Raw genomic sequence first — 21,012 nt, 5'->3', positions numbered from 1 at the left:
TATGATCAACTCACCCCAAGCTTTGATGCGTTCAACGGTTACTTGTTGACGCACTTGAATGTCTAAAATTTGCTTCAATATAGAGTCGTTACACGTGGCGCTTTTACCGTGCGTTGAGCTTGTTTAAAAGTCTCATACGAAATCATTTGTATTACGTGTCTCACACTTTTATTGGATTTTCGTCACCAATAACGAACCAAAAGGCTGACCCCAAAATGTTAGTAACAAAGATTGAAACGGAACGATTAATTCTAAGAGAGCTAGTTGAAGATGATGCAAGCGAATTGTTTGACATCTTCTCAGACCATGAGGTCATGAAATATTGGAACTCTGGCCCTTGGGTTTCAATTGAAGAAGCGCGGACATTTATAGCCAAGAGTACACAGGCCATGAATAGGAATACAGAAGTGACACTAGGCATCTTCCTAAAGAGCAATGGCCAACTTCTGGGTAAGATAATGCTGTTTAATCACGTGAAAGAGTCTAGGCGCGCAGAAATTGGCTTTGGCGTGAGTCGTCATTTCTGGGGTAAAGGCATTGTATTAGAGGCGGGAACTGCATTAATCGAACACGCATTCAAAACACTGAATCTACGTCGAATCGAGGCTGAGATAGATCCAGACAATGCTTCTTCAGGTAAAGTCTTGGAACGGTTAGGTTTTATAAAGGAAGGTTTCCTTAGGCAGCGTTGGGAAGTGAATGGAGTAGTCTCAGATTCAGCAATTTACGGGTTGTTAGCTAAACCCCTGGACAGCGTTTAGTACCCAGCCTTAAAAGCATCTAATAGATCTAGCCTGCTCGTACTCAATACACAGCCTTACACTTGACGGCGAGGTTTCTTGAATTGACTTGGTGGTCAGTGAATGTACTATCACGGATAGGACTTACTGCAAGGATAGCAGCATGAGCGAGAAATTATTTTGGGTTAATCCCTACCAAACAGAACTTAACTCAAGAGTGACCAATGTAGACGGAAATAAGGTTGAATTGGACCAGACTATCTTCTTTGCAGAGTCTGGAGGCCAAGAGAGTGATAAAGGAACGATTAATGGTATTCCGGTTTTGATTGCTCAAAAGTTAGGTGTTCGACTTATTTACACATTGGAATCCTCTCCAAATTTTACTCTTGGTGACATTGTAACTACGAATATTGATTGGAAGCGTAGATATGCCTTAATGAAGCTACACTTTGCGGCTGAAGTGGTGCTCGAGATGTTTTATCAGCGTCGGGAAGGCATTGTTAAGATAGGCGCGCATATTTCTGAAAATAAGAGTCGCATAGATTTCGAGTGGTCTGAAAGTATTGGCCCGCTATTGAAAGAAATTGAAACTGATGTGCAAGATTTGATTAACTCTGATTCAGTTATTATTAGTGACTTTTCCGATCAAGAGAGTGAAAGAAGGTATTGGAGAGTGGATGGGTTTGCGCAAGTGCCTTGCGGTGGCACTCACTTAAAGCGCACATCAGAAGTCGGCCAAATTCAATTAAAACGCAAGAACATCGGTAAAGGCAAAGAAAGGGTAGAGATAACCTTATGCTCGTAAGTCGATAGGGCATTAGAAATAGATTCCTAACACGTGGCATTTAATTCATGGTGAGATTCACATTTGCGATATGAAGGTTGAGATTGAGGGCGTGTTGGCTACTTCTGAACGAAAGGTTACAGGGGTGAGAGGATGATATGTCGAAAGTAACATTGAAAGGCTTTATTTTAGTTCCGGAAAAGGATTTAGAATTAGTAAAACATGAGTTAATAATTCACAAAAGGCTCACGTTAGAAGAGTCGGGCTGCCTTACTTTTCTTGTGACTCAAAGCTCGACTAATCCGTTTCGTTTTGATGTCTATGAGGAGTTCGTCGACAAAGCCTCTTTTAAACAACATCAGGAAAGAGTTCAAGCCTCACATTGGGGAAAAGTAACAGCCAATGTTAAACGGCAATACGAAATCTTTGAATGTGTGCATGACTAATCGAATCGGAGTGATTTAGAGCGTTTACGCTTTGTTTTTTAGATTGCTCTACGCTCTACTATGTTGCTTTATTCATCTATTAACCTGGCTTAGTGTTCTTAATGCTTTGCCGTATTAAATCTAGAAATTTTAATGGAAGTGTTATGTTTAGAGTTGTGTATGAATGGCGTGTGCCAAGTGAAAAAATGGATGAGTTTCAAAATATATGGCGTTCGACGACAGATTCAATTCATGAGTCAGTAGATGGGGCGCTTGGTAGTTTTATGCTTCGTTCTTACGATGTACCGGAAAAGGTTTTAACTATTGCCAAGTGGCGAACACGTGAAGACTGGGAGCGGTTTTGGGGAACTAGTAACCCAGAAAAAATGAAGAAGATGAGTGAAATTGCAGAGCGTATTTCAGTTGAACCATTCGATGAAATTGAAGATAGAACTAAGTAGGGCAATAGAAACGTTAAAGTGATGCCTAATGAACAGTTTGGCGGATAATATGAAAGACAGCCTTAACCAAGGAATAGGGTTATGCAGATTTTAATCGTTGGAGGTAGTAAGGGGCTAGGAAGGTTCTTGGCTACGAACTTACAGGGTACAGAAATTTATGCGATTTCTAGATCAAAGCTAGTTGAGGAGGGAGTCGCTTCTGTTTGTATTGACGTTGATCCCGATAAAAAACCAGATTACACGTGCTTCAAAGGTGTAGAGTTTGACATCATAGTTTATTTGGCGTCGATGTGGGGAGAGTCTTCAGAATTGACAACAAACGAACTGATTGAGTTTATGAATGTTGGCCCGATTGGGTATCTTAATTTAGTCAATGAGCTTAACGCTTTAGGTTCACTTAACGATAAATGCAATATTGTATCTATTGGCTCTACAGCAGAGCTTTCAGAAAGTAGTGAATACCCTGCATTCGCCCTCAGTAAAAGATTACTCAAAGATATTTCTAGCCAGCTGCAAAACGTTTATCGTGATTACCGCTTTACTCATTTTACAATAGGTGGGATCGGGCATGCTGAAGAGGAACGTATTGAGTATTCGAGTGTTTTGGAGATTATAAATATGCTAACTAAGCTTGATCCAAACACATACCTTTCAAATATGTATATAAAGTCCAAGCTAGGAATGTAGCTCTCAAGCTGTATTACGTACCTGCTCCTATGGTTTGGCATCATGTGCATTCTTTTTATTGAGCTATGGTTATAACTCCAATGAAAGGAGTTTACTTATGTCATACATTGATGGTTTTGTCGCTGCAGTACCGACAGCGAATAAAGAAAAGTATATCGCACACGCAAAAATAGCAGCAGAAATGTTCAGGGAGTTTGGGGCCTTAAAGGTTGTTGAGACGTGGGGGAGTGAAGTACCAGATGGTGAGATCACATCATTTCCCATGGCAGTTAACGCTGAAAGCAACGAAACCGTTGTGTTTTCGTGGGTAGTCTGGCCTTCAAAAGAAGTTCGAGACTCAGGGTGGCTGCGGATTATGGGTGATCCTCGAATGAGTCCAGATAATAACCCAATGCCCTTTGATGGAAAGCGTCTCATTTATGGCGGATTTGATGTTATTTTGGAGCAGTAAAATACCAAAGAATCTCAACTCGATTCGTGACACTTGGTGTTTTAATCAGTATTACGCTTCTGATGTACGTTCAATAGAGTATTCCGCGATAAGTGTTGATAAAACTCCATTTGGAGGCTTAGAGTAAAAATGGAAGAGATAAATTATTCACTGATTGTCGTATCAGCTATCGCTGCCATCGCTAGCCCCGGACCTGCAACTCTTGCGATAGCAGGCACGTCAATGAACCACGGTCGGCGCTTTGGTGGGTATTTGGCTGCAGGTGTTTTAACGGGGTCTTTATTTTGGTCAACCTCAGCCGCTTTTGGTCTCGCAACCATACTCTATAGCAATGTTTGGCTTTTTGAAATTCTTAGATATTGTGGGGCATTTTATCTTTTATATTTGGCTTTAAAGTCCGTACATTCTGCCTGCAACATCGAGCAGCTAAAGTTACCCAAAACATACGTAACGACAAAGAAGGGTAACTACTTAACCGGAGTGTTAATTCACTTAACTAACCCAAAGGCTATTCTGTTTTTCGGTGCGCTTTATTCGATAGGGGTTCCTCCTACGGCCAGTCCGTTGGAATTGTTGTCGGTCATTTTTGTTGTAGGGCTGGTTAGTGCTTTGGTTTTCTTTGGCTATGCTTTTCTTTTCGCGTATAAAAAGGTCAGGCAAACCTATCTCAGATCCAAAGCAGTTTTTGAAGGCGTGTTCGCGTTATTTTTTGGTGCGGCAAGTATTAAGTTGCTGCTTAGTGAGGCAGGAAAATGAAGCACAAAAGGCTTGAAGAAATAAGAATAGATAATCTATCTGATTTGACGGTCTATTAAGTATACTAAGTAGCCGATTTGTTAACTTCCATAAGAGCTGCTGGCTAGAAAAAGCTTACAACCAAACGATGCTAAATATTATCATTCAAAGGGCTAACAAAGGCCCATAATTTAATTCGTATCACTGTTCATGATTGTGCTCTTCGCGCAGTGCTGTAGTATTAGTAACGTGTTGTTAATACTAAATATAACCAATTGAAACCTGGACGTTGCATTACTTGTAGTTCGATGAAATGTTATCCCGCAAGACGTTAATTTGGAGAAAAGAATGGATTCAAACTCACTATTATTATTTGTTGTCGCTTGTCTCGCTATCAACATGATTCCTGGACCTGATGTAATTTATATTGTTTCCAATACAATGAAAGGTAAATTATCTGCTGGGCAGAAAGCGGCTCTGGGGCTTGGTATTGGTTACTTTTTTCATACACTAGCGGCATGTTTAGGTTTGTCAGCAATAATTCTGAGTTCATCTTTGGCTTTTAGCGTTGTTAAATGGTTAGGGGCCGCTTACCTAGTTTATTTAGGTGTTCAGTCATTACTGTCTATGTGGCGTGGAGAAAGTAAAATCGTTGAAAACAAAAATGTTGATAATAATAAAAATGTGTTTGTTCAGGGGGTTATCGTCAGCGTCTTGAATCCAAAAGTAGCGCTATTCTTTCTCTCGTTTCTGCCTCAATTTATTGATACGTCTGCAAGCTCAACATCAATGCAATTATTAGTACTTGGCTTGCTGTTCAGCGTACTTGCGACGACATGTAACGTTTTGTACGCATCTGTGGGTAATTGGGTATTTAGTCGTCCACACTCTCAGCGTTATTCAAGAACTCTTGAAGGTGTTTCAGGTATTCTACTTATCAGTCTAGCGAGTAAAGTGGCATTTAGTGATCGTTAGATACAGGGCATTTTATTCTCGTGATTATTATATGGCTAATGTTTGCTCAATCTATACGCTAAATGAGTGCTATTGCATAGGTTGAATCACAAATTTCAAAAATACCAATAAGTGAACGTATTTATTTATAGTATGGTTGGCGCGATTTTATCGTAGCTAGGTTAATAACATGAAAAATAAAGTAATTCTGTGTTCCGCATTCCTTTTGGGTTTGTCAGGTTGTGCTTCTGTTCCTACTGTTGATTCGACAGTATCAAATCAAATGAAATCATTTGAAGCACCTCAAAAGGGGAACGCAGGGATTTACATTTACCGAGAAGATGCTTTTGTCGGAGCAGCGCTTAAAAAGTATGTTTACGTCGATGGGGAATGTATTGGTGAAACCGCTCCTGGTGTATTCTTCTACCATGAGGTCGAAGGCAATAAAGAACATCAAGTAAGTACAGAGTCTGAGTTTTCTGAAAATCACTTAACTATCTTAACGGAAGAGGGCCGTAATTATTTCGTTAATCAATACATTAAAATGGGTGTATTTGTTGGTGGTGCGGGCGTAGAACTCGTAGACGAAAGCAAAGGTAAAGCAGAAGTACTAAAAGTCGACATGGCAGAAAAAGGAAACTGTTCTTCGATCTAGTTTTACAAACAGACCGCTTTTTAGATTAAAAAACACATTATCAATGTAACCCAACGCTTGATGAGATCCATTCAGCGTTGGGTTTTGTATTTTTGGCAAACAGTATACCTATTTCAGACCGCATGATTTGCCACCTCCTAGCTTGAGCCCACTTATTGTTCAAAGAATCTACTTGTGAAACGTGAATTTTCGAGAGGATTTCGTAGGGAGCAATCCTACAAACGCGATTAACAGATATGCCATTCCATCATTAACCTTGTCGAGTGTATTGCTAAACTAGGTAGCGGTGTGTCTCCTCTCATTAAACAAATAATAGGTATATCAGTTTTAGCTTCTATGCCTTTACATCATGCACTCGGAGCGCAATTTAAAATCAAAGGGCTAACACCAATATTAGAGAAAAATCTTGAAAGTCACCTTACACCACTAACGAAACTCTCTGTTTCAAACATTACCTCAAATCGACTAACGCAGATGGTTAATAATGCGTTAAACCCTTATGGCTACTATCATTCCGAGCTCAATGTTCGGAGATCAGAGAATGATCTCATCACGCTTGAGGTTGACGCGGGGGAGGTTATGTTGGTCAAAAAATCTAATATTGCTGTGTCGGGAGAGGCCAGTAACGATCAAGATTTCATCGAACTAATTAATCAAGCTCAACTTAAACAAGGGCAGCCGTTGCTTCATTCTGAGTACGACACGCTAAAACGAAACTTGATTTCATTGGCTCAGCAAAAAGGTTACTTAGATGGACGTTTTATCGAATCGTCTTTGGAAGTCATTCCAAGTTTGAATCAAGCTCATGTGAATCTGCATTTCTCTAGTGGTTCTCGTTACCAATTTGGAGAGCTCTCTGTCCTTACGTCGGGTATCGAAACGGCTCGAATAGAAGCGATGAGAACATTTGAGTGGGGCGACGATTTTGACACTTTGAAATTGAGTCAATATCAGGCCGATCTCTCCAGTACTGATTGGTTTCGCAGTGTGATTGTGAAAGCGGATTTCGAGGAGGTATCCGATGGTCATAAGGTGCCGATAGAAGTGCTAGCAGAGCCGAATTCACGCAATATTGTGCAAGTCGGCGGTGGGTATTCGACAGACTTGGGGTTACGCGCTTCGCTGAATTGGAGCAAGCCTTGGTATAACGCACGTGGACACAGTTTTGAGGCACAAGCGTACGCTTCCAAACCGGAACAATCGCTATTACTTGGTTACAAAATTCCCACACAAAATGTTCTAACGGATTACTACGGGATTCAGTTTGAATCTAAGCATGTCGACTATCGAGACACATCGAGTTTTTCTAATGATTTATCGTTTGAAAAACACTGGCAGTTAGACAGTGATTGGCAAAGCACCATGCACGTTCGTTATTTGCAAGAGAGTTATCGACAAGCGTCGGAGAATAACGAATCACAGTTGTTATTACCGGGGGTGACATTTTCACTGCTTGATCGTAAGAACGATCAATTAGAAGTAAAGCACCGTCACGTCTACTCATTGGAATACTCAGACCCCAATTTTTTCTCGGATTCTCGTTTGCTACGTATTGAGGGCAATAGTGTTCTGTCTTGGGACATTAGTGAAAAACACAAGTTTCACTTTCGTTCTAATGTTGGCATTAATGTCGCTGACACTTTGAGCGATATTCCATCATCATTACGTTTCTTTGCGGGAGGTGATGGCAATCTTCGTGGTTATGGTTATGAGTCTATCTCTCCGAGAGATGAAAATGGCGATTTAACCGGTGCTCGTTACATGTTTACTGCTGGGCTGGAATATCAATATCAGGTCTACCGCCAATTGTGGCTTGGGGCATTTTATGATGTCGGTGATGCCTTCAACGATAGGGTGGATTGGAAAAGCGGTACAGGGTTGAGTTTGATATGGAGCTCAAAATACGTGCCCGTCAAAGTGGATTTTGCTTACGGTTTAGATGCTCCTCAAGGAGACCAATTCCGCGTTCACTTTTCGCTAGGCACGCAGTTTTAGCGGGCATTAAAAAGGCTCTCATCCTTGCAGATAGAGAGCCTTTTTAAGTCTTGATTGTTTAGAGTTCGAACTCACCATTCAGTTTCTTGAATATCCAGTTAGGCGCCTTATGCCATCCACCATAGTTTGGATTCTTAGTATGGATCTCATTCATTGATTGCCACTGAGTTTGGCCTTGTCTATCTCGAGATACTCGCCAAAACAGTTCATCTTGTTGTCGAGTTAAGTAGTGCATGACATGTTCTGCAAAGGCTTCGCTCTGGACCAACACACCAAATTCCACATTGAGGAAATCCGATCTTGGGTCGAAGTTTGATGAGCCGATATAAGTCAGCCGATCATCGAGTATCACCGTCTTGTTGTGATAATAAGTATCTGCATGGAAGTAATGGTCATCATTTTTCGCTTGGTTTTTGTACTCTAGTATATGAACGCCCTTATCCAACAAGGTTTGGCGATGCTCCTCGTAATAAGCCGGAATAAAGCCAGAATCATTAGAGGCAGACGAGTTCGTCATTAACGTGATGTCCGCTTTTTGCTCCATCAAGGTATCAATAAAGGCAAATTCACCATCACTCGGTACCACGTAAGGCGTTGATATCACTGCTTTGGATGCAGTGGTTATTTGTTGCCAAACTTGGTGTTCTGCACGTTTTCTAAAGTAGGGTTTGTTGTTTGCTAACTTGTTTAATGAGTCGAAAACGGGGGTGACTTGCGCAGCGATGAAGTCGGGACTGGTCAGTTGCTTAACTTGTTTTTCAACTTCCGCCAGAATGATGCTTTTGTCTTTCTCACCTTTATTAAGCGCTTCAGTAAACGCGGAATAGTTTGGGGTAACGTTAACGATGTTTTCTATCGGCGTAACATGCTCGCTGTCCCAAAGTTGTTGGTAGTTCTGGTCGAACGTTCGAATAATGCTGCCTTTGAACAAGACATCCATATCAAAGAAGTTGGCTTTGCGGCTGTAACCAAAATAGTCGTCGCCAATGTTACGTCCACCTAGAATCATCCATTGATGGTCAACGTTGAAGTACTTCTCGTGCAGACGATTGTCCAAACGTTGTTGATGAGTAGAGAAGTTGACGGCGCGACCAATCCAACCTGACTTACGTGAATCAAACGGATTGAATAAACGGATTTGAATGTTGTCGTGAGCGCTGAGATCAGCAAGCCATTTTTCGTTAAACACCAATAAATCATCGAGAGTGAGTCGAACTTGCACGCCTCGATCTGCTGCTTGTTTGAGTTCATAGAGTAGCATCAAACCAAGCGTGTCACTTTCCCAAGAAAAATAAGTCATATCGATGCTTTGCTGAGCGTTTCTTACCAGTTCAACGCGACGAGCAAAGGCTTCTGGAGCGGTAGGAATTAAGTAAACTTCGGCTTGATGCTGAGTAGTTTGCCAATTGGCTTCAAAATCCGGTTCAACTTGCGGGTAGGGCTGAGCACAGCCAACCAACAGCGCGCCGAAGATAAAGAGTAGCAGAGCACGGAGGGCGTTAGGAAACATGAGTAAACCTTCCTAATTATGTTCAAGGAATAAGGATGAAAAAAGCCAGCGAACTGGCTTTTAGGTATTCGGTAACGAGTTTTGAGTGGCTGAGGATGAAGTTACATGTGGCTAAGAATCAGCCCAAGTTCCTCGAGACCGTTGAGCCGACCTTGGCGCAGTTTTGGATCGATGCCTGAGTGATGAGCATTGTCCCAGTCTTGCGTGGATTGAATGCCGCCATCGTTATCGATCAGCAATACTCGGTCAGTCGTACTGTTGTATTGGAAGTCCTCAAATAAACGTTCGCTAAACCACGTACGAGAGAGCTCGTTCATCATTGCTTTGTCTTTGCTACCTGGACGAACACTTGAACCATCAAGCTTTAATGCTTTATTAAACACAAATGGTAATTCCGATGCATTACAAGCGCCCACAATACAACTGATGCTTTTGAGTAAATCACCAACGTCGAGATCGCCATTTTCACCTTTTGTGTTGTAAGTCCATACGTTGAATCTAGGTGTGTAGTCAAAGTAGTAAAAGCTTGGCGTTGCTCCTGTTGCTTCTTCAGTTGAAACTTTATGACGGTTTGGACCCGTGAAGAGCAAGTCATGTAACGCGGTTTTGAATTGCTGCATGTTTTTGGCCGCGCCATTCAGTTCGCTTTCATCGTTAGGGAAGAAGTCAGTCAGAGCAAGTAACTCCGTGGTTGAATCGGAGTTCCCCAAACCGAAGAACAACTTAGTCATCGCCTCATAAGCGGTGCTAGGTAGCAGTTCAAATAAGTCAGAAAGATCGAGTTCAATTGAAGCTGAATCGCTGAGTAATGAACGATATTCAGCACGTAAACGGTTTAAGTTCGTTTCCGATTCTAGCCACTCAACCATGTATTCGACGATTAAGGTTTCGTCACCACTTTCAATGATTTCTGGCGCTTCTTGGCTCAAGATTTCAATAATAGTTGGGATCAAAAATGTCAGGCTCGGCAGCATGCCCAGAGTATTGCTTTCTGCACTGTTTGAGCCAATTACCGTCGGTACGATCCATTCACTCTCAATCGCTTGTTCAGTAAAGTGATAGCCCGGTACTTCTTTCACTAGAAACGCTGGTGGGCGATGCTCGATGTAAGGCGAAAATGGCATCAACGTAGCTAATGGGCTGTTGTCGCGTGTTGGGCTTATAACCGGAATATTCGCGGCGGTCAGTACCCAGTTCTTAAGACGTTGAATAGGGTCAAGCATCTCGCTCTGTACCTTCATGACCTCTTCAAGTGGTAGGAACGCAAGATCTTCAACGCTTTGCTCTGGTCTTTGGCTCTTGGCAACATCGTAACTTTTATATTCAAAGCCGTAAGCGTTGCTTTGCATGATGGCACGTTGAAAGTGCTCACCTGCGATTGCAGCATCGCCTTTTGATTGCTGTAAAATTCCCACCGACATGGCACCCGCACCTTGACCCATGAGTGTCACGTTTTGCGGATTGCCGCCGAATGCCTCTATGTTTTGTTGAACCCATTCAAGCGCGTGTTTTTGATCGCCTAGGCCAAAGTTACCGCCCTCTGGGTTGTCCAAACCATCGACCCAAAAACTGCCCAACAAGCCCAAGCGATAGTTAAAAGTAACTGCAATAAACGGGTTACCATCGTCAGCACCTTGTGCAACCACCATATCACCATGAATCAGCGGTTCTGAGCCCGCGCCGTATTCAAAGTCACCACCGTGAATAAAGACATACACTGGCAAATCTGCGTACGCTTCTGTCCCTGCTGGTCGCCAAATGTTTAGGTTCAAACAATCTTCTGATTGCGTTTGTGCCGTGGTTTTTAACTGCGGGCACGCATCACCGAACTGAGTCGCATCAATATCGCCTTCAAGTGGGATCGCAATGCTGTGCTGAAAGCGGTCTGCTTGCGCAAATTGGATACCTTTGAACGCCTCTACCGCTGCCAGTTTTTCATCCGCAGCAAGAGGCGTGATGACAAGGGACTCTTTGGTCGCTTGAATGGTTGCATCGCCAATTTCCAAAGCGATTTGCTCTGGTGGTAAGGGTTGTAGTGGCTTCGGGCCGTTAGGAACGCTAGGTTTACCAGAGTCATCACTGCAAGCTGCTAAGGCAAGAGTGATGGTAATGGCTAAAGTTGAGCGATTGAGTAAAGTCATTGTTATGTCCAAAAAGTCATTTGGTGCGTACACCGAAAATGTTAAACGGCATCTAACAAGCGACGTCCTGACGCTTTGGTATTAATCCGTGAATGGTTGGATGGCTTGTTGTATTGATAGCTCAAATGGTAGGGCATCGGTGACAGTTTCAATAATCGCCTTTGTAGGATGAAGTCCTACCATCCAATGGCCTACCAATGTGTTATTTCTAAGTGTGTTATCTCTTTGTGCGATTAGAAGCGGTAACCCAAGTTCAAGGTCAGTGAGTCACGTGTTTCGCCTTTGTTGTAAAGCATGGTCAGGTTGTAGTTCTTACCGATTTGCTTATTGAAACCTGTCAGGAATGCCCACTCGTTAAGCTCGACACCGATGTCGTAATCGAACTCGATATCACCGGTTTTTACTCGGCCATCCATACGAGAGTCCAAGCCTTGATATTCAGCACCGACAAAGAACTGGGTACGGTAGTCGACCAACTGATAACCAAGCATCGGTTGAACGGTAACAATGCCGTCACCCCAATCATCCAAGCCTTTTAAACGTGTCTGAGAGTACGTGCCAGTTACAGAAGCAAAGAACTCTTTGTAACCAACCGAAAGGGTTGTACCTATACCACGAAGGTCATATTCCAAATGCAGCGGCACGTCTAAGCGTCCACGACTACAAAGTGCAGATAAACCATCGCAAAACTTATCACCTAATCCTGGCAGTTTATCGTTCAGCTTATCTTTTATGTACTGGCCACCTTCACCCGTGTAGGCGGCATCAACATTGGCATCGACATTAACTTTTCCGATGTAACCAAATACATTCCAAAATGGCAGGATGTTTACATCGCCACGAAGCGTCATGCTCTCAGCACTCACGATGCCGACACTGTCTTCTGGATCAAACAGTTCATTAAGGCCGATGCCTTCAATCGTGAAATCATTAAATGGAATATTCATATCTTGATTTCGATACGCTAGCGACACACCAAACGGCAGAGGCAAATCGATACCTTGACGACGAACCATATCACCCATTAAAGGAAAAACTCGGTCTAGCTTAACACTGGCTTCTTGCATGCGTGGATCAGAGACCTCATTCAAGCGTTTTTCGTCTAGTACTTGCACGCCAAGCTTATCTTCATAAATCGCTACCGGTTTTACGCTGCTCATCATTTCGAGGGGTTTATTTTTCTTTGAACCAACTATCTTGGTGTTTTTACTGGCAATCGCAATTTTGCCTGACGCTAACTTCTGGAAGAGGATCTCTTGATCGTAAGAATCCACTTGGTAGTTGTGATGTGTGAACGGTTTATCGTTGGTAATGACCATACGTTTCGGTTCACCATTAACCAACTCAATATCAACGCTTAAAAAGCGAAAGTAGGCGATATCTTGAGGAAGACCGTATTTTGAGTAATTAAAACTGATGATCACATTACCATTCTGACCCTCTTTGGCTCTTACTGATGACGGATCAAAACTCTCCGCGTAGTTTCGAAGGCGGTATTCTGTTCGTGTGAAAGCTTCGATCTCATCAAGTACTTTTTCATTTTCATCGAGTTGTTCAGGGTTGTACTTGATACGCAGATCAATGTTGCCTTTGTTATCGGTGTTCTTAACCAAGTAGACGGACGAATCGCGAACGCTATCACCGATTTTAACACTTCGGTGGGCATGCTCGACCAAATGCTCGCCTTGAACTAGAGAGCTGATGGCCAGTTTTGGTAAATCATGACTGATACCGTATTTGTCGAACAGCGCTCGGCCTTGCTCGATTACTTCGTTGTAGGTCGTCGTCTCTTCAGCGGCGAAGCCAAAAGTGGGGGTAGTAAGCATTAGTGCGCTCGCGAGCACAGTAAGAGAAGACGTCTTGCCGGCGCGTAATTCAAAAAAACTCATGACAGTTTCCACTCTGAATAGTCTCAAACCTTCGAGACTCAGACAGTTAATGTGTCACTGAACTTCTTGTTCAGTTAGATAGATGTGTTTGCTGTGATTGACGTTGTGAATGCAGAGTTTTCGATTGCATTTCGTGAATCAATGAGAGGATTTTATGAGGTGAAGAGAAATACCGTTAATCGCTTTTGATGGATACTATCCTCGCTTTATGGATTACGGAGGAATAATGGCTAGCTCACAAACAAACAGCCCCGCATAGCAGAAGCAATGCAGGGCTTTAGTTTCAAGAACGGAGGTGACGCTTAGACCGTAACGCGAACACGAAACAGATCAGTAAACAACTTGGCAATCATCAAAATGATCATAATGTTTACCAGCATCAGCAAGGGCGTTTCAATTCGATACGCTGGGGTTAAATTGAGCGCTCCTGATGTCAAGACAACCAATAAGTTAATACCTAGAATTCTGTGTACCATCAGTTTTGGTGTGGAAAATACCTTCCAAATTACGATGATGTTGATGAAGTAGAATAGCCCAAGCTGCCAAAGCTCGGTCATCATTGGCATTATGAAAATGTATTGCAATAGAATCACCGTGCCAGTGCCTATCACACCAAAAAATGCATCTTTAATAATGCTTGGTGACATAGTAGGAACGATTGAAGAGAACACGCCTGCTAGCATCGGAAAAATGAAACCTCCGGGTACGGGCAGATAAATCCAGATCAACAAAGAAGTGACGAACATGGAGACACCTTGCAGTACCTTTCTGCCGTCTTCATTCAAATGCTGGATAAACGTTCGATGCTCGTGATGCCAAACAGTGTTTTTCTCTCTTTGCATGACATAAGCAACGTGACCAATGAGCGACGTACTCGGATTTCTAATATCAAAGCTTTGAAGTTGCTGCGTTAGCGTTGGCCAATCGATCTCACGACTTTGCGATTTATCTGCTTGTTCTAGCAATCGGTCTTGGATTTGTGCCATCTCATTTAAACGTGCACGCCATAGCTGACGATGTTCTTTCAAGTGGTAGCTGCCAGTAAGTGGTAAGCCGACCAGTTGGAATAACTTTTCTATGTTGGCGCTGTTGGTCTCAAGAGCGTCAATATCTATATCATTGGGCGATTTCATAGCGTTAAGCATCGCCTCTCTGCTGGCCTCAAAACGTTGAATGAAGTTTTGTTCTGTACTGACTGGCCAAACTAATCGGTACACAACAGAAAACGTGATTACACCAAGAATCGTCTCTTGCATGCGAAGAACAGCGAAGTGGAACGTTGCTTGACTATCAAATCCTCCCATACATGCGATGATGGAGCACACAGCAAAGCCGATAGAGAACACATAACCATACTTTTCGTCGCTCGACATAAAAATGCACGCACCTAAAAACAAGGTGAAGAAGGTGAGAAACAAAAAGCGATCTTGAGAAAACGTCGTGATGAGGAAAAAGGCATAACCGATGCCAAGGAGGGTTCCTAATAAGCGATTATGACCTTTGTTTATTGAGTGAGCGAAGCTTTCATTTAATGCCATTACCGCGACTGCGATCGCTGCCCAATATGGTTTCTCCCATTGAAACCATAAGGCAAGGCAGATCGCGATAACGATAGACAGCGCAGCTTTGATTGCTTCTTTGGTTGAGGCATTAAACATACATTCCACCGCATTATTGTTTGATGATTTTGATAGAGGCCGTCATACCAACACGTAGTTGAAAATCTTTCGGTAAGTGATCTAATTTAACTTTAATTGGAATGCGTTGAGCTAAGCGTATCCACTGAAAGTTAGGGTTCACATTGGGCAAAAGATCGTTACCAGTACTACCATCTTGCTTCGCAATGCCGTAGCCAATGCTTTTGATTTTGCCTTCCAGCACAGCTTCATTGTGCATCATTAAGGTCACGTAGGCTTTATCTTGTGGATCAACGCCAACTAAATCCGTTTCTTTGAAATATCCTTCGATCCAAAAGCTGTCTTCATCAATCAAAGCCACGACTGGGGAGTTAGCGACGACTTGAGAGCCGACGCGTAAGTTCAAATTAGTTATATAACCATTCGTTGGCGCATAAACTTTTGTGTAATCAAGGTTTAGCTTGGCTTCTTCAACATTGGCTTTCGCGAGCTCTACGTTGGCAACGGCTGTCTCCACCGCATTGTCTAGGTTATTCAATGTCAGTACAGGTACAGCGCCAGGTGTGCGCTTTTCTAACTTAAGTGCTCGCTGCTCTTCATTTTTGGCCTTTGCTAGTAATGCAATGGCTTGCTTTTGAGCTGCTAGCGCTTTGTGGTACGCCGCTTTATAGATGCTTGGGTCAATCTCAAACAGCAAATCGCCTTGTTTCACTTGCGAATTGTCTTCAACGTAGACTTGGATGATTTGTCCTGTCACGCGGGGGGTTATAGAAACGATGTGCGCGCTAACTTGGCCATCTCTAGTCCATGGGTTGTCAGTGTATGATTGGTAGTAGCTGAAAATCACGGTGCCAGCTGAACACAGTAGTAGCAGTGTGATGAGATAACGTTTTATCACGGAATTTGCCTCAAAATATGGTAATGAATCGACCAATAACGCCAGTAAAAATTACAATTAGGCTTAGCTCAGCGAGCGCGGGAAATGCAACGTATTTGTGGAGTCCCAGTTTTGTTGCAACGGTTCCAACCAAAATGGTGAGCATGTAAGCCAATGCAATAACCAGCAACAAGGGAGGGAAGTAAACTTCGCCCCACACAAGTTCATGTGGCATTGAGTTCATGGTGTTTTTCTCTATTAACTTGATGAATGTAAAGATAAGGCAAGTGATGGCATCAGTGATAATCGCTTTTGTAGGATCTAATCCATCAAGAGAAAGGTGTCATGCGCTATATAGAGGGAATAGCGCAACAAAGTAGCTTTTTGGACAGTGAACATAAAAATAAATTTATTTTCCAATTTATTTGATGCTCATTTAATACCACTAAGTTATTAAATTTTCGACAATTATTGTTCAATGTTTGCTTTTGAATATGCGAAGTGATGGTTTCATCCTTCAAATGGGATTACGAGTTGTGAGGTTTTGTTTCTAATATTCGCTTCGAAGCAAACGAGATGCTTTTTAAATTAAATAATCCAACAAATATGAGTGACAGATTATTCGTTAGATTATTTGAGTTCTATATTTATTAGTAAGAGTAAAATTGTCATGGAAATTATTTCTAACCTTTTTGACATGGCACCATTTGTTGCTCTCTTTATTACGCTCTCTCTCGGTTATATGGTAGGTAAAATTACCATTGGTCGATTTGTTCTTGGCGGTGTTGCGGGAACATTATTAATGGGTGTAATTATTGGGCAATTTGGTGTTCATATTGATCCCGGCGTAAAAAGCATTTTCTTTGCGCTCTTTATTTACGCAGTAGGGTATCAAGGTGGTGCGCAGTTCTTCAAAGCATTGAACTTTAGAACCATCAACATTCTACTTTCCGCTGTAGTGATGACGGTGTCTGGCCTGCTTTGTGTACTAGCAGCAGCTTGGATGTTCGATCTAGACAGAGGTACGGCAGCAGGCCTTGCAGCTGGTGGTTTGACTCAATCGGCAATCATCGGTACAGCGGGTGATGCGATCGCACGTCTTGGTGGTGTGACAGAAGAAGCGAAGCACCTAATGCAGACCAACGTCGCAGTAGGCTACGCGGTTACGTACATCTTTGGTTCGCTTGGTCCAATTCTGATGGTGACATGGGTATTCCCAACACTGATGAAGTGGGATATCCGAGCAGAAGCGATTGCGCTAGAAGAGAAAAATTCAAATGGTAAGCGTGATTTAGCGCCGGGTGAGTTCAACGCTGTCACAGCGCTGGTTACACGAGCATTTAAAGTGAGCAAAGATGGTGGGCTAGCAGGCAAAACCTTAGCCCAGTTAAACCAACACGCTCTGGCTGCTTGTATTGAATTGATTCAACGCGATGGCAAAGTGCTAGACGTGGACAAATTCACAGCATTGAAAGAAGGGGATGTCATTGTTGTAACAGGTCGTCGTAATGCGGTACATCAGCTGCAAGATGGTTTGGCTGACAACGAGATTGCACTTCCAGAAGGCTATGAAGTTATTGAAGAAAACCGTCAACTGATCGCAGACAACCGCAAACTGATTGGTAAGTCGCTGCAAGAGATCAAAGAGGCTTCGAACCAAGGTTCAATGCGCGGTATTTATGTGACGGATTACATTCGTGAAGGCAACTCTATCGAAATGAAGCCGGATCTTGTGGTGAAGAAAAACGACGTCATCCAGCTTACAGGTACCGCAAAAGATATCAATCGCGTTGAGAAAAACATTGGTCAGCGAATGGGCTCAGCAAACGTGACTGACTTAGTCGTGCTTGGTATGGGCATGGTGGTGGGTCTATTAATTGGTCTAATCAGTTTTAAGATTGCTGGTATTCCCGTCACTATCGGTTCTGGTGCAGGTTGTTTGATCTCAGGTTTGATTGTCGGTTGGTTGCGTAGCCGCAATCCGCATGTTGCTCAGTTTCCTGTGGGTGCCGCGAACTTTATTCGAGATTTCGGTTTGGCAGCATTTGTGGGCATTGTTGGCCTTGAGGCTGGGCCTCAAGCGGTCGACACCATCAAAGAACACGGTATGTCTCTGTTGTTCCTTGGCATGGGTGTAACGATTATCCCTCAGATTATTTCGTTCTTCTTCTCATACTTTGTATTGAAGATTAAGAACCCAGTTGAAGCACTTGGCTGTGTGACAGGTGGACGAAGTGCGAACCCAGCATTCGCGGCTTTAATGGAAAAAACAGGTAACGCAACGCCAGTATTCTCATTCACTGTGACTTATGCAGTCGCCAATGTACTGCTTACCCTATGGGGTCCAATTATTGTCGGCATTATTACTTTAAACGCAGGCATGTAATTTAAATAAATTCGAACACTCTTATCGCCTAATTAAATAGGCGGTAGGGGAAGTATTATCCAAATTTTACTAAATAATAGATTCAGGTAAATATTATGACTACGCAAAACACAACAATTGATTTTTCAAAATTTGCAGATTTAAGCCCATTTGAATTAAAAGATAAACTAATTGAAGTGGCACAAACTGTTCCTGACCGCGCTTTATTAGATGCAGGTCGTGGTAATCCTAATTTTCTTGCGACACTACCGCGTAAAGCGTTCATTCGTTTGGGTGAGTTCGCAATATTGGAAGCCGAGCGCACTTATTCATACCTAGATGGTGGCTTCGGTGGCATTCCTGATGGTGTGGGCATTGTTGAGCGTTTCGACACGTTTGCAAACGACAATAAGAAAGACCAAGGCGTGCAGTTCTTGGAAAAGTCGTTGAGCTACGCAAAAGACCGTTTGGGTCTAGAGAAACAAGCTTTCTTGAATGAGCTGGTTAACGCATACCTTGCATGTAACTACCCAGTGCCACCACGTATGCTGACGAACATCGAAACCGTTGTGAAGCAATACATTGCAGAAGAGATGTACGGCCCAATGCCAATGACGACAGACTTCGATCTGTTTGCAACTGAAGGCGGTACGGCGTCTATGACGTACACCTTCCAAACTATGTTCAACAACGGTTTGTTGAAGAAAGGTGACAAGGTAGCGCTAATCACTCCAATCTTTACGCCGTACCTAGAGATTCCAGAACTGAGTGAATACGAACTGGAAATCGTTGAGCTACGTCTGGATGAGACAACATGGCAACTGCCGATGTCTGAAATCGAAAAGCTTGCAGATACAGACATCAAACTGCTTTGTGTCGTGAACCCAGCAAACCCAGCGTCTGTGAAGTTCTCGGACGAAACTCTAGATAACCTATCAAACTTCGTAAACAACGAACGTAGCGACCTGTTCATCGTGACTGACGATGTATACGGCACATTTGCGGACGACTTTGTCTCACTGTTTGCGAAACTGCCATACAACACGCTTTGTGTGTACTCGTTCTCTAAGTACTTCGGTGCAACAGGCTGGCGTTTAGGCTCGATTGCAATTCAACACAACAACGTGTTTGACGATGCAATGCGCAGCCTTCCTGAAGCGCGTCAACTTGAGTTGGACGATCGTTACAAAACGCTGACTCCGGAACCTCGTGAGATTAAGTTTATTGACCGTATCGTAGCAGATAGCCGCAGCGTAGCGCTTAACCACACAGCAGGTTTGTCTCTTCCTCAACAAGTTCAAATGGCGCTGTTCTCTTTGAACTGCTTGATGGACTCGGAACAAAACTACAAAGAAGCATGTAAACGCATCATCCGCGAGCGTTACAAAACTCTGTACAAAAACATGGGTGTAGAAATTGAAGAAAACAAAGATCGTGTGGACTACTACACACTGCTTGAGCTCGACACTCTGGGCGGCAAATTGTACGGACCAGCCTTCGTTGATTGGTTCAAAGCGAGCGAGAAAGGCAAAGACTTCCTGTTCCGCCTTGCACATGAAACCGGCGTTATCCTACTTCCAGGCCAAGGCTTCGATGTAGTACACGCATCAGTTCGAGTTTCACTAGCAAACCTTACTCACCACGAATACGAGCTTATCGGTCGTGCAACACGCAAAGTGTTGGATGAGTACTTTGCTGAATTCCAAGGGTAATTAATCCAGCCTGATTAAGAATAAGCCTCGGCGTTGTCGAGGCTATTCCGACCAAATAAGCACAGTGCGCGGCATTGTGTTTATTTAGTCGCCAAGCTAACAAACTTCCCTATTAAGAGTGACTTATGAAAAGCATTATTTCTATTCAATCTCATGTGGTTTATGGCCACGCAGGAAACAGCTCTGCCGTCTTCCCGATGCAGAGGATGGGCCTCGAAGTCTGGCCAATCCACACTGTTCAGTTTTCAAATCACACTCAGTACCAGCAAGGTTGGACTGGACAGAAGTTTGGGGCAGATGAAATTCATTCTCTAATGAGAGGCTTAGATAACATTGAGAAGTTAGGAGAATGTGGCGCGATACTGTCCGGTTATCAAGGCAGCGCAGAGCAATGTCGAGCGGTGGCCGAAGCGGTAAGTTTAGTCAAATCGCGTAACCATAGTGCACTTTATGTGTGTGACCCAGTTATGGGTGATCCAGACAAAGGTTGCATTGTGGCAGACGGTGTCAAAGAAGCGATAAGCCATAGCTTGTTGCCCATCGCTGATGTGATTGTTCCTAACCAGTTTGAACTGAGCGAGTTAACAGGTGTGAAAATTGACTCTCTTTATGATGCGGTCACTGCATGTAAAAAAGCCCTAGAGCTGGGACCGAAAATGGTATTGGTGAAACATCTGCATGCTCTAACAGATGACGCCTTCAGTATGATTTTAGCGACGCCGAAAGCAAGCTATTTGGCCCAACGCCCTAGTGTTGAATTTGCTATGCAGCCAGTCGGTGTCGGTGATTTGATTTCTGCGATTTTTACTTCTTGTTTGATGAAGAAGATGTCTCCTGTCGCAGCCTTTCGTCATACACATAACGCCGTTTACGGTGTATTGGAGATCACCAAAGGCTATGGCACATGGGAGCTACAGACGATCAATGCCCAATACGAATTTGTCGAACCGACGCATGAGTTCAACGTCGTGAAAATTGCTTAGCGCAGTACCTA

19 protein-coding genes are annotated in these 21,012 nt (G+C 43.1%); 13 read left to right on the top strand and 6 right to left on the bottom strand.

From position 1 onward, the window contains the following. The first annotated feature begins 215 nt into the window (after window positions 1-215). From R7Q48_RS18180 to R7Q48_RS18135, 10 genes are all read left to right on the top strand, one after another. Window positions 216-761, top strand: coding sequence for a GNAT family N-acetyltransferase (locus R7Q48_RS18180; protein ID WP_053350310.1), 546 nt, complete (start codon window positions 216-218; stop codon window positions 759-761). A 142-nt stretch (window positions 762-903) separates the two neighbouring features. Then, window positions 904-1,545: an alanine--tRNA ligase-related protein gene (locus R7Q48_RS18175; RefSeq protein WP_005377082.1), complete on the top strand. Its 642-nt coding sequence runs from the start codon at window positions 904-906 to the stop codon at window positions 1,543-1,545. A gap of 137 nt (window positions 1,546-1,682) precedes the next feature. Continuing rightward, window positions 1,683-1,970 carry a putative quinol monooxygenase gene (locus R7Q48_RS18170; protein ID WP_158173947.1) on the top strand — a complete coding sequence of 96 codons (288 nt, stop codon included), beginning with the start codon at window positions 1,683-1,685 and terminating at the stop codon, window positions 1,968-1,970. Between the two features lie 143 nt (window positions 1,971-2,113). Then, entirely contained in the window at window positions 2,114-2,410 is a 297-nt protein-coding gene (locus R7Q48_RS18165) for an antibiotic biosynthesis monooxygenase family protein (RefSeq protein WP_031781322.1), read from the top strand. Between the two features lie 81 nt (window positions 2,411-2,491). Further along, window positions 2,492-3,097 (top strand): hypothetical protein, encoded by a 606-nt coding sequence (locus tag R7Q48_RS18160; RefSeq protein ID WP_151514848.1) that lies wholly within the window; start codon window positions 2,492-2,494, stop codon window positions 3,095-3,097. A 97-nt stretch (window positions 3,098-3,194) separates the two neighbouring features. Beyond that, window positions 3,195-3,548, top strand: a complete 354-nt coding sequence (locus R7Q48_RS18155; protein ID WP_005387184.1) for a DUF1428 domain-containing protein — start codon at window positions 3,195-3,197, stop codon at window positions 3,546-3,548. 129 nt (window positions 3,549-3,677) lie between these two features. Beyond that, complete coding sequence (locus tag R7Q48_RS18150) at window positions 3,678-4,304, top strand: LysE family translocator (RefSeq protein WP_151514847.1); 627 nt, start codon at window positions 3,678-3,680, stop codon at window positions 4,302-4,304. Between the two features lie 327 nt (window positions 4,305-4,631). Next, window positions 4,632-5,258 carry a LysE family translocator gene (locus R7Q48_RS18145; RefSeq protein ID WP_318132401.1) on the top strand — a complete coding sequence of 209 codons (627 nt, stop codon included), beginning with the start codon at window positions 4,632-4,634 and terminating at the stop codon, window positions 5,256-5,258. Between the two features lie 169 nt (window positions 5,259-5,427). Beyond that, on the top strand, window positions 5,428-5,892 hold the full coding sequence (locus R7Q48_RS18140) for a DUF2846 domain-containing protein (RefSeq protein ID WP_005377099.1): 465 nt from the start codon (window positions 5,428-5,430) through the stop codon (window positions 5,890-5,892). A gap of 336 nt (window positions 5,893-6,228) precedes the next feature. Continuing rightward, on the top strand, window positions 6,229-7,887 hold the full coding sequence (locus tag R7Q48_RS18135) for an autotransporter assembly complex protein TamA (protein ID WP_246543053.1): 1,659 nt from the start codon (window positions 6,229-6,231) through the stop codon (window positions 7,885-7,887). Window positions 7,888-7,945: 58 nt separating this feature from the next. Here the strand turns inward: R7Q48_RS18135 and R7Q48_RS18130 are convergent, their stop codons facing one another. The 6 genes from R7Q48_RS18130 to R7Q48_RS18105 all read right to left on the bottom strand — a co-directional run bounded on the left by R7Q48_RS18130 (window position 7,946) and on the right by R7Q48_RS18105 (window position 16,185). Further along, window positions 7,946-9,397 (bottom strand): phospholipase D family protein, encoded by a 1,452-nt coding sequence (locus R7Q48_RS18130; RefSeq protein ID WP_256903276.1) that lies wholly within the window; start codon window positions 9,395-9,397, stop codon window positions 7,946-7,948. 101 nt (window positions 9,398-9,498) lie between these two features. Continuing rightward, entirely contained in the window at window positions 9,499-11,538 is a 2,040-nt protein-coding gene (locus R7Q48_RS18125; protein WP_256903277.1) for a carboxylesterase family protein, read from the bottom strand. A 233-nt stretch (window positions 11,539-11,771) separates the two neighbouring features. Then, window positions 11,772-13,427, bottom strand: coding sequence for a hypothetical protein (locus R7Q48_RS18120; protein ID WP_318132400.1), 1,656 nt, complete (start codon window positions 13,425-13,427; stop codon window positions 11,772-11,774). Window positions 13,428-13,729: 302 nt separating this feature from the next. Further along, on the bottom strand, window positions 13,730-15,085 hold the full coding sequence (locus tag R7Q48_RS18115; protein ID WP_318132399.1) for an FUSC family protein: 1,356 nt from the start codon (window positions 15,083-15,085) through the stop codon (window positions 13,730-13,732). A gap of 13 nt (window positions 15,086-15,098) precedes the next feature. After that, window positions 15,099-15,962, bottom strand: coding sequence for an HlyD family secretion protein (locus tag R7Q48_RS18110; protein ID WP_047009848.1), 864 nt, complete (start codon window positions 15,960-15,962; stop codon window positions 15,099-15,101). A gap of 10 nt (window positions 15,963-15,972) precedes the next feature. Then, window positions 15,973-16,185 carry a DUF1656 domain-containing protein gene (locus R7Q48_RS18105; protein WP_005377106.1) on the bottom strand — a complete coding sequence of 71 codons (213 nt, stop codon included), beginning with the start codon at window positions 16,183-16,185 and terminating at the stop codon, window positions 15,973-15,975. Between the two features lie 426 nt (window positions 16,186-16,611). Between R7Q48_RS18105 and aspT the strand changes: the two genes are divergently transcribed. From aspT to pdxY, 3 genes are all read left to right on the top strand, one after another. Beyond that, window positions 16,612-18,327 carry an aspartate-alanine antiporter gene (aspT, locus tag R7Q48_RS18100; protein WP_256903279.1) on the top strand — a complete coding sequence of 572 codons (1,716 nt, stop codon included), beginning with the start codon at window positions 16,612-16,614 and terminating at the stop codon, window positions 18,325-18,327. A gap of 95 nt (window positions 18,328-18,422) precedes the next feature. After that, the gene (locus R7Q48_RS18095; RefSeq protein ID WP_256903280.1) at window positions 18,423-20,018 is read left to right on the top strand and encodes a bifunctional aspartate transaminase/aspartate 4-decarboxylase; all 1,596 of its coding nucleotides are present in this window, start codon (window positions 18,423-18,425) and stop codon (window positions 20,016-20,018) included. 125 nt (window positions 20,019-20,143) lie between these two features. Then, complete coding sequence (gene pdxY / locus R7Q48_RS18090; RefSeq protein WP_213908127.1) at window positions 20,144-21,001, top strand: pyridoxal kinase PdxY; 858 nt, start codon at window positions 20,144-20,146, stop codon at window positions 20,999-21,001. Window positions 21,002-21,012 lie beyond the last annotated feature (11 nt).

The organism is Vibrio sp. 378, assembly GCF_033339435.1.
Note: the sequence above shows the minus strand (reverse complement) of the source record. Positions and strands in the feature narration are given on the sequence as shown.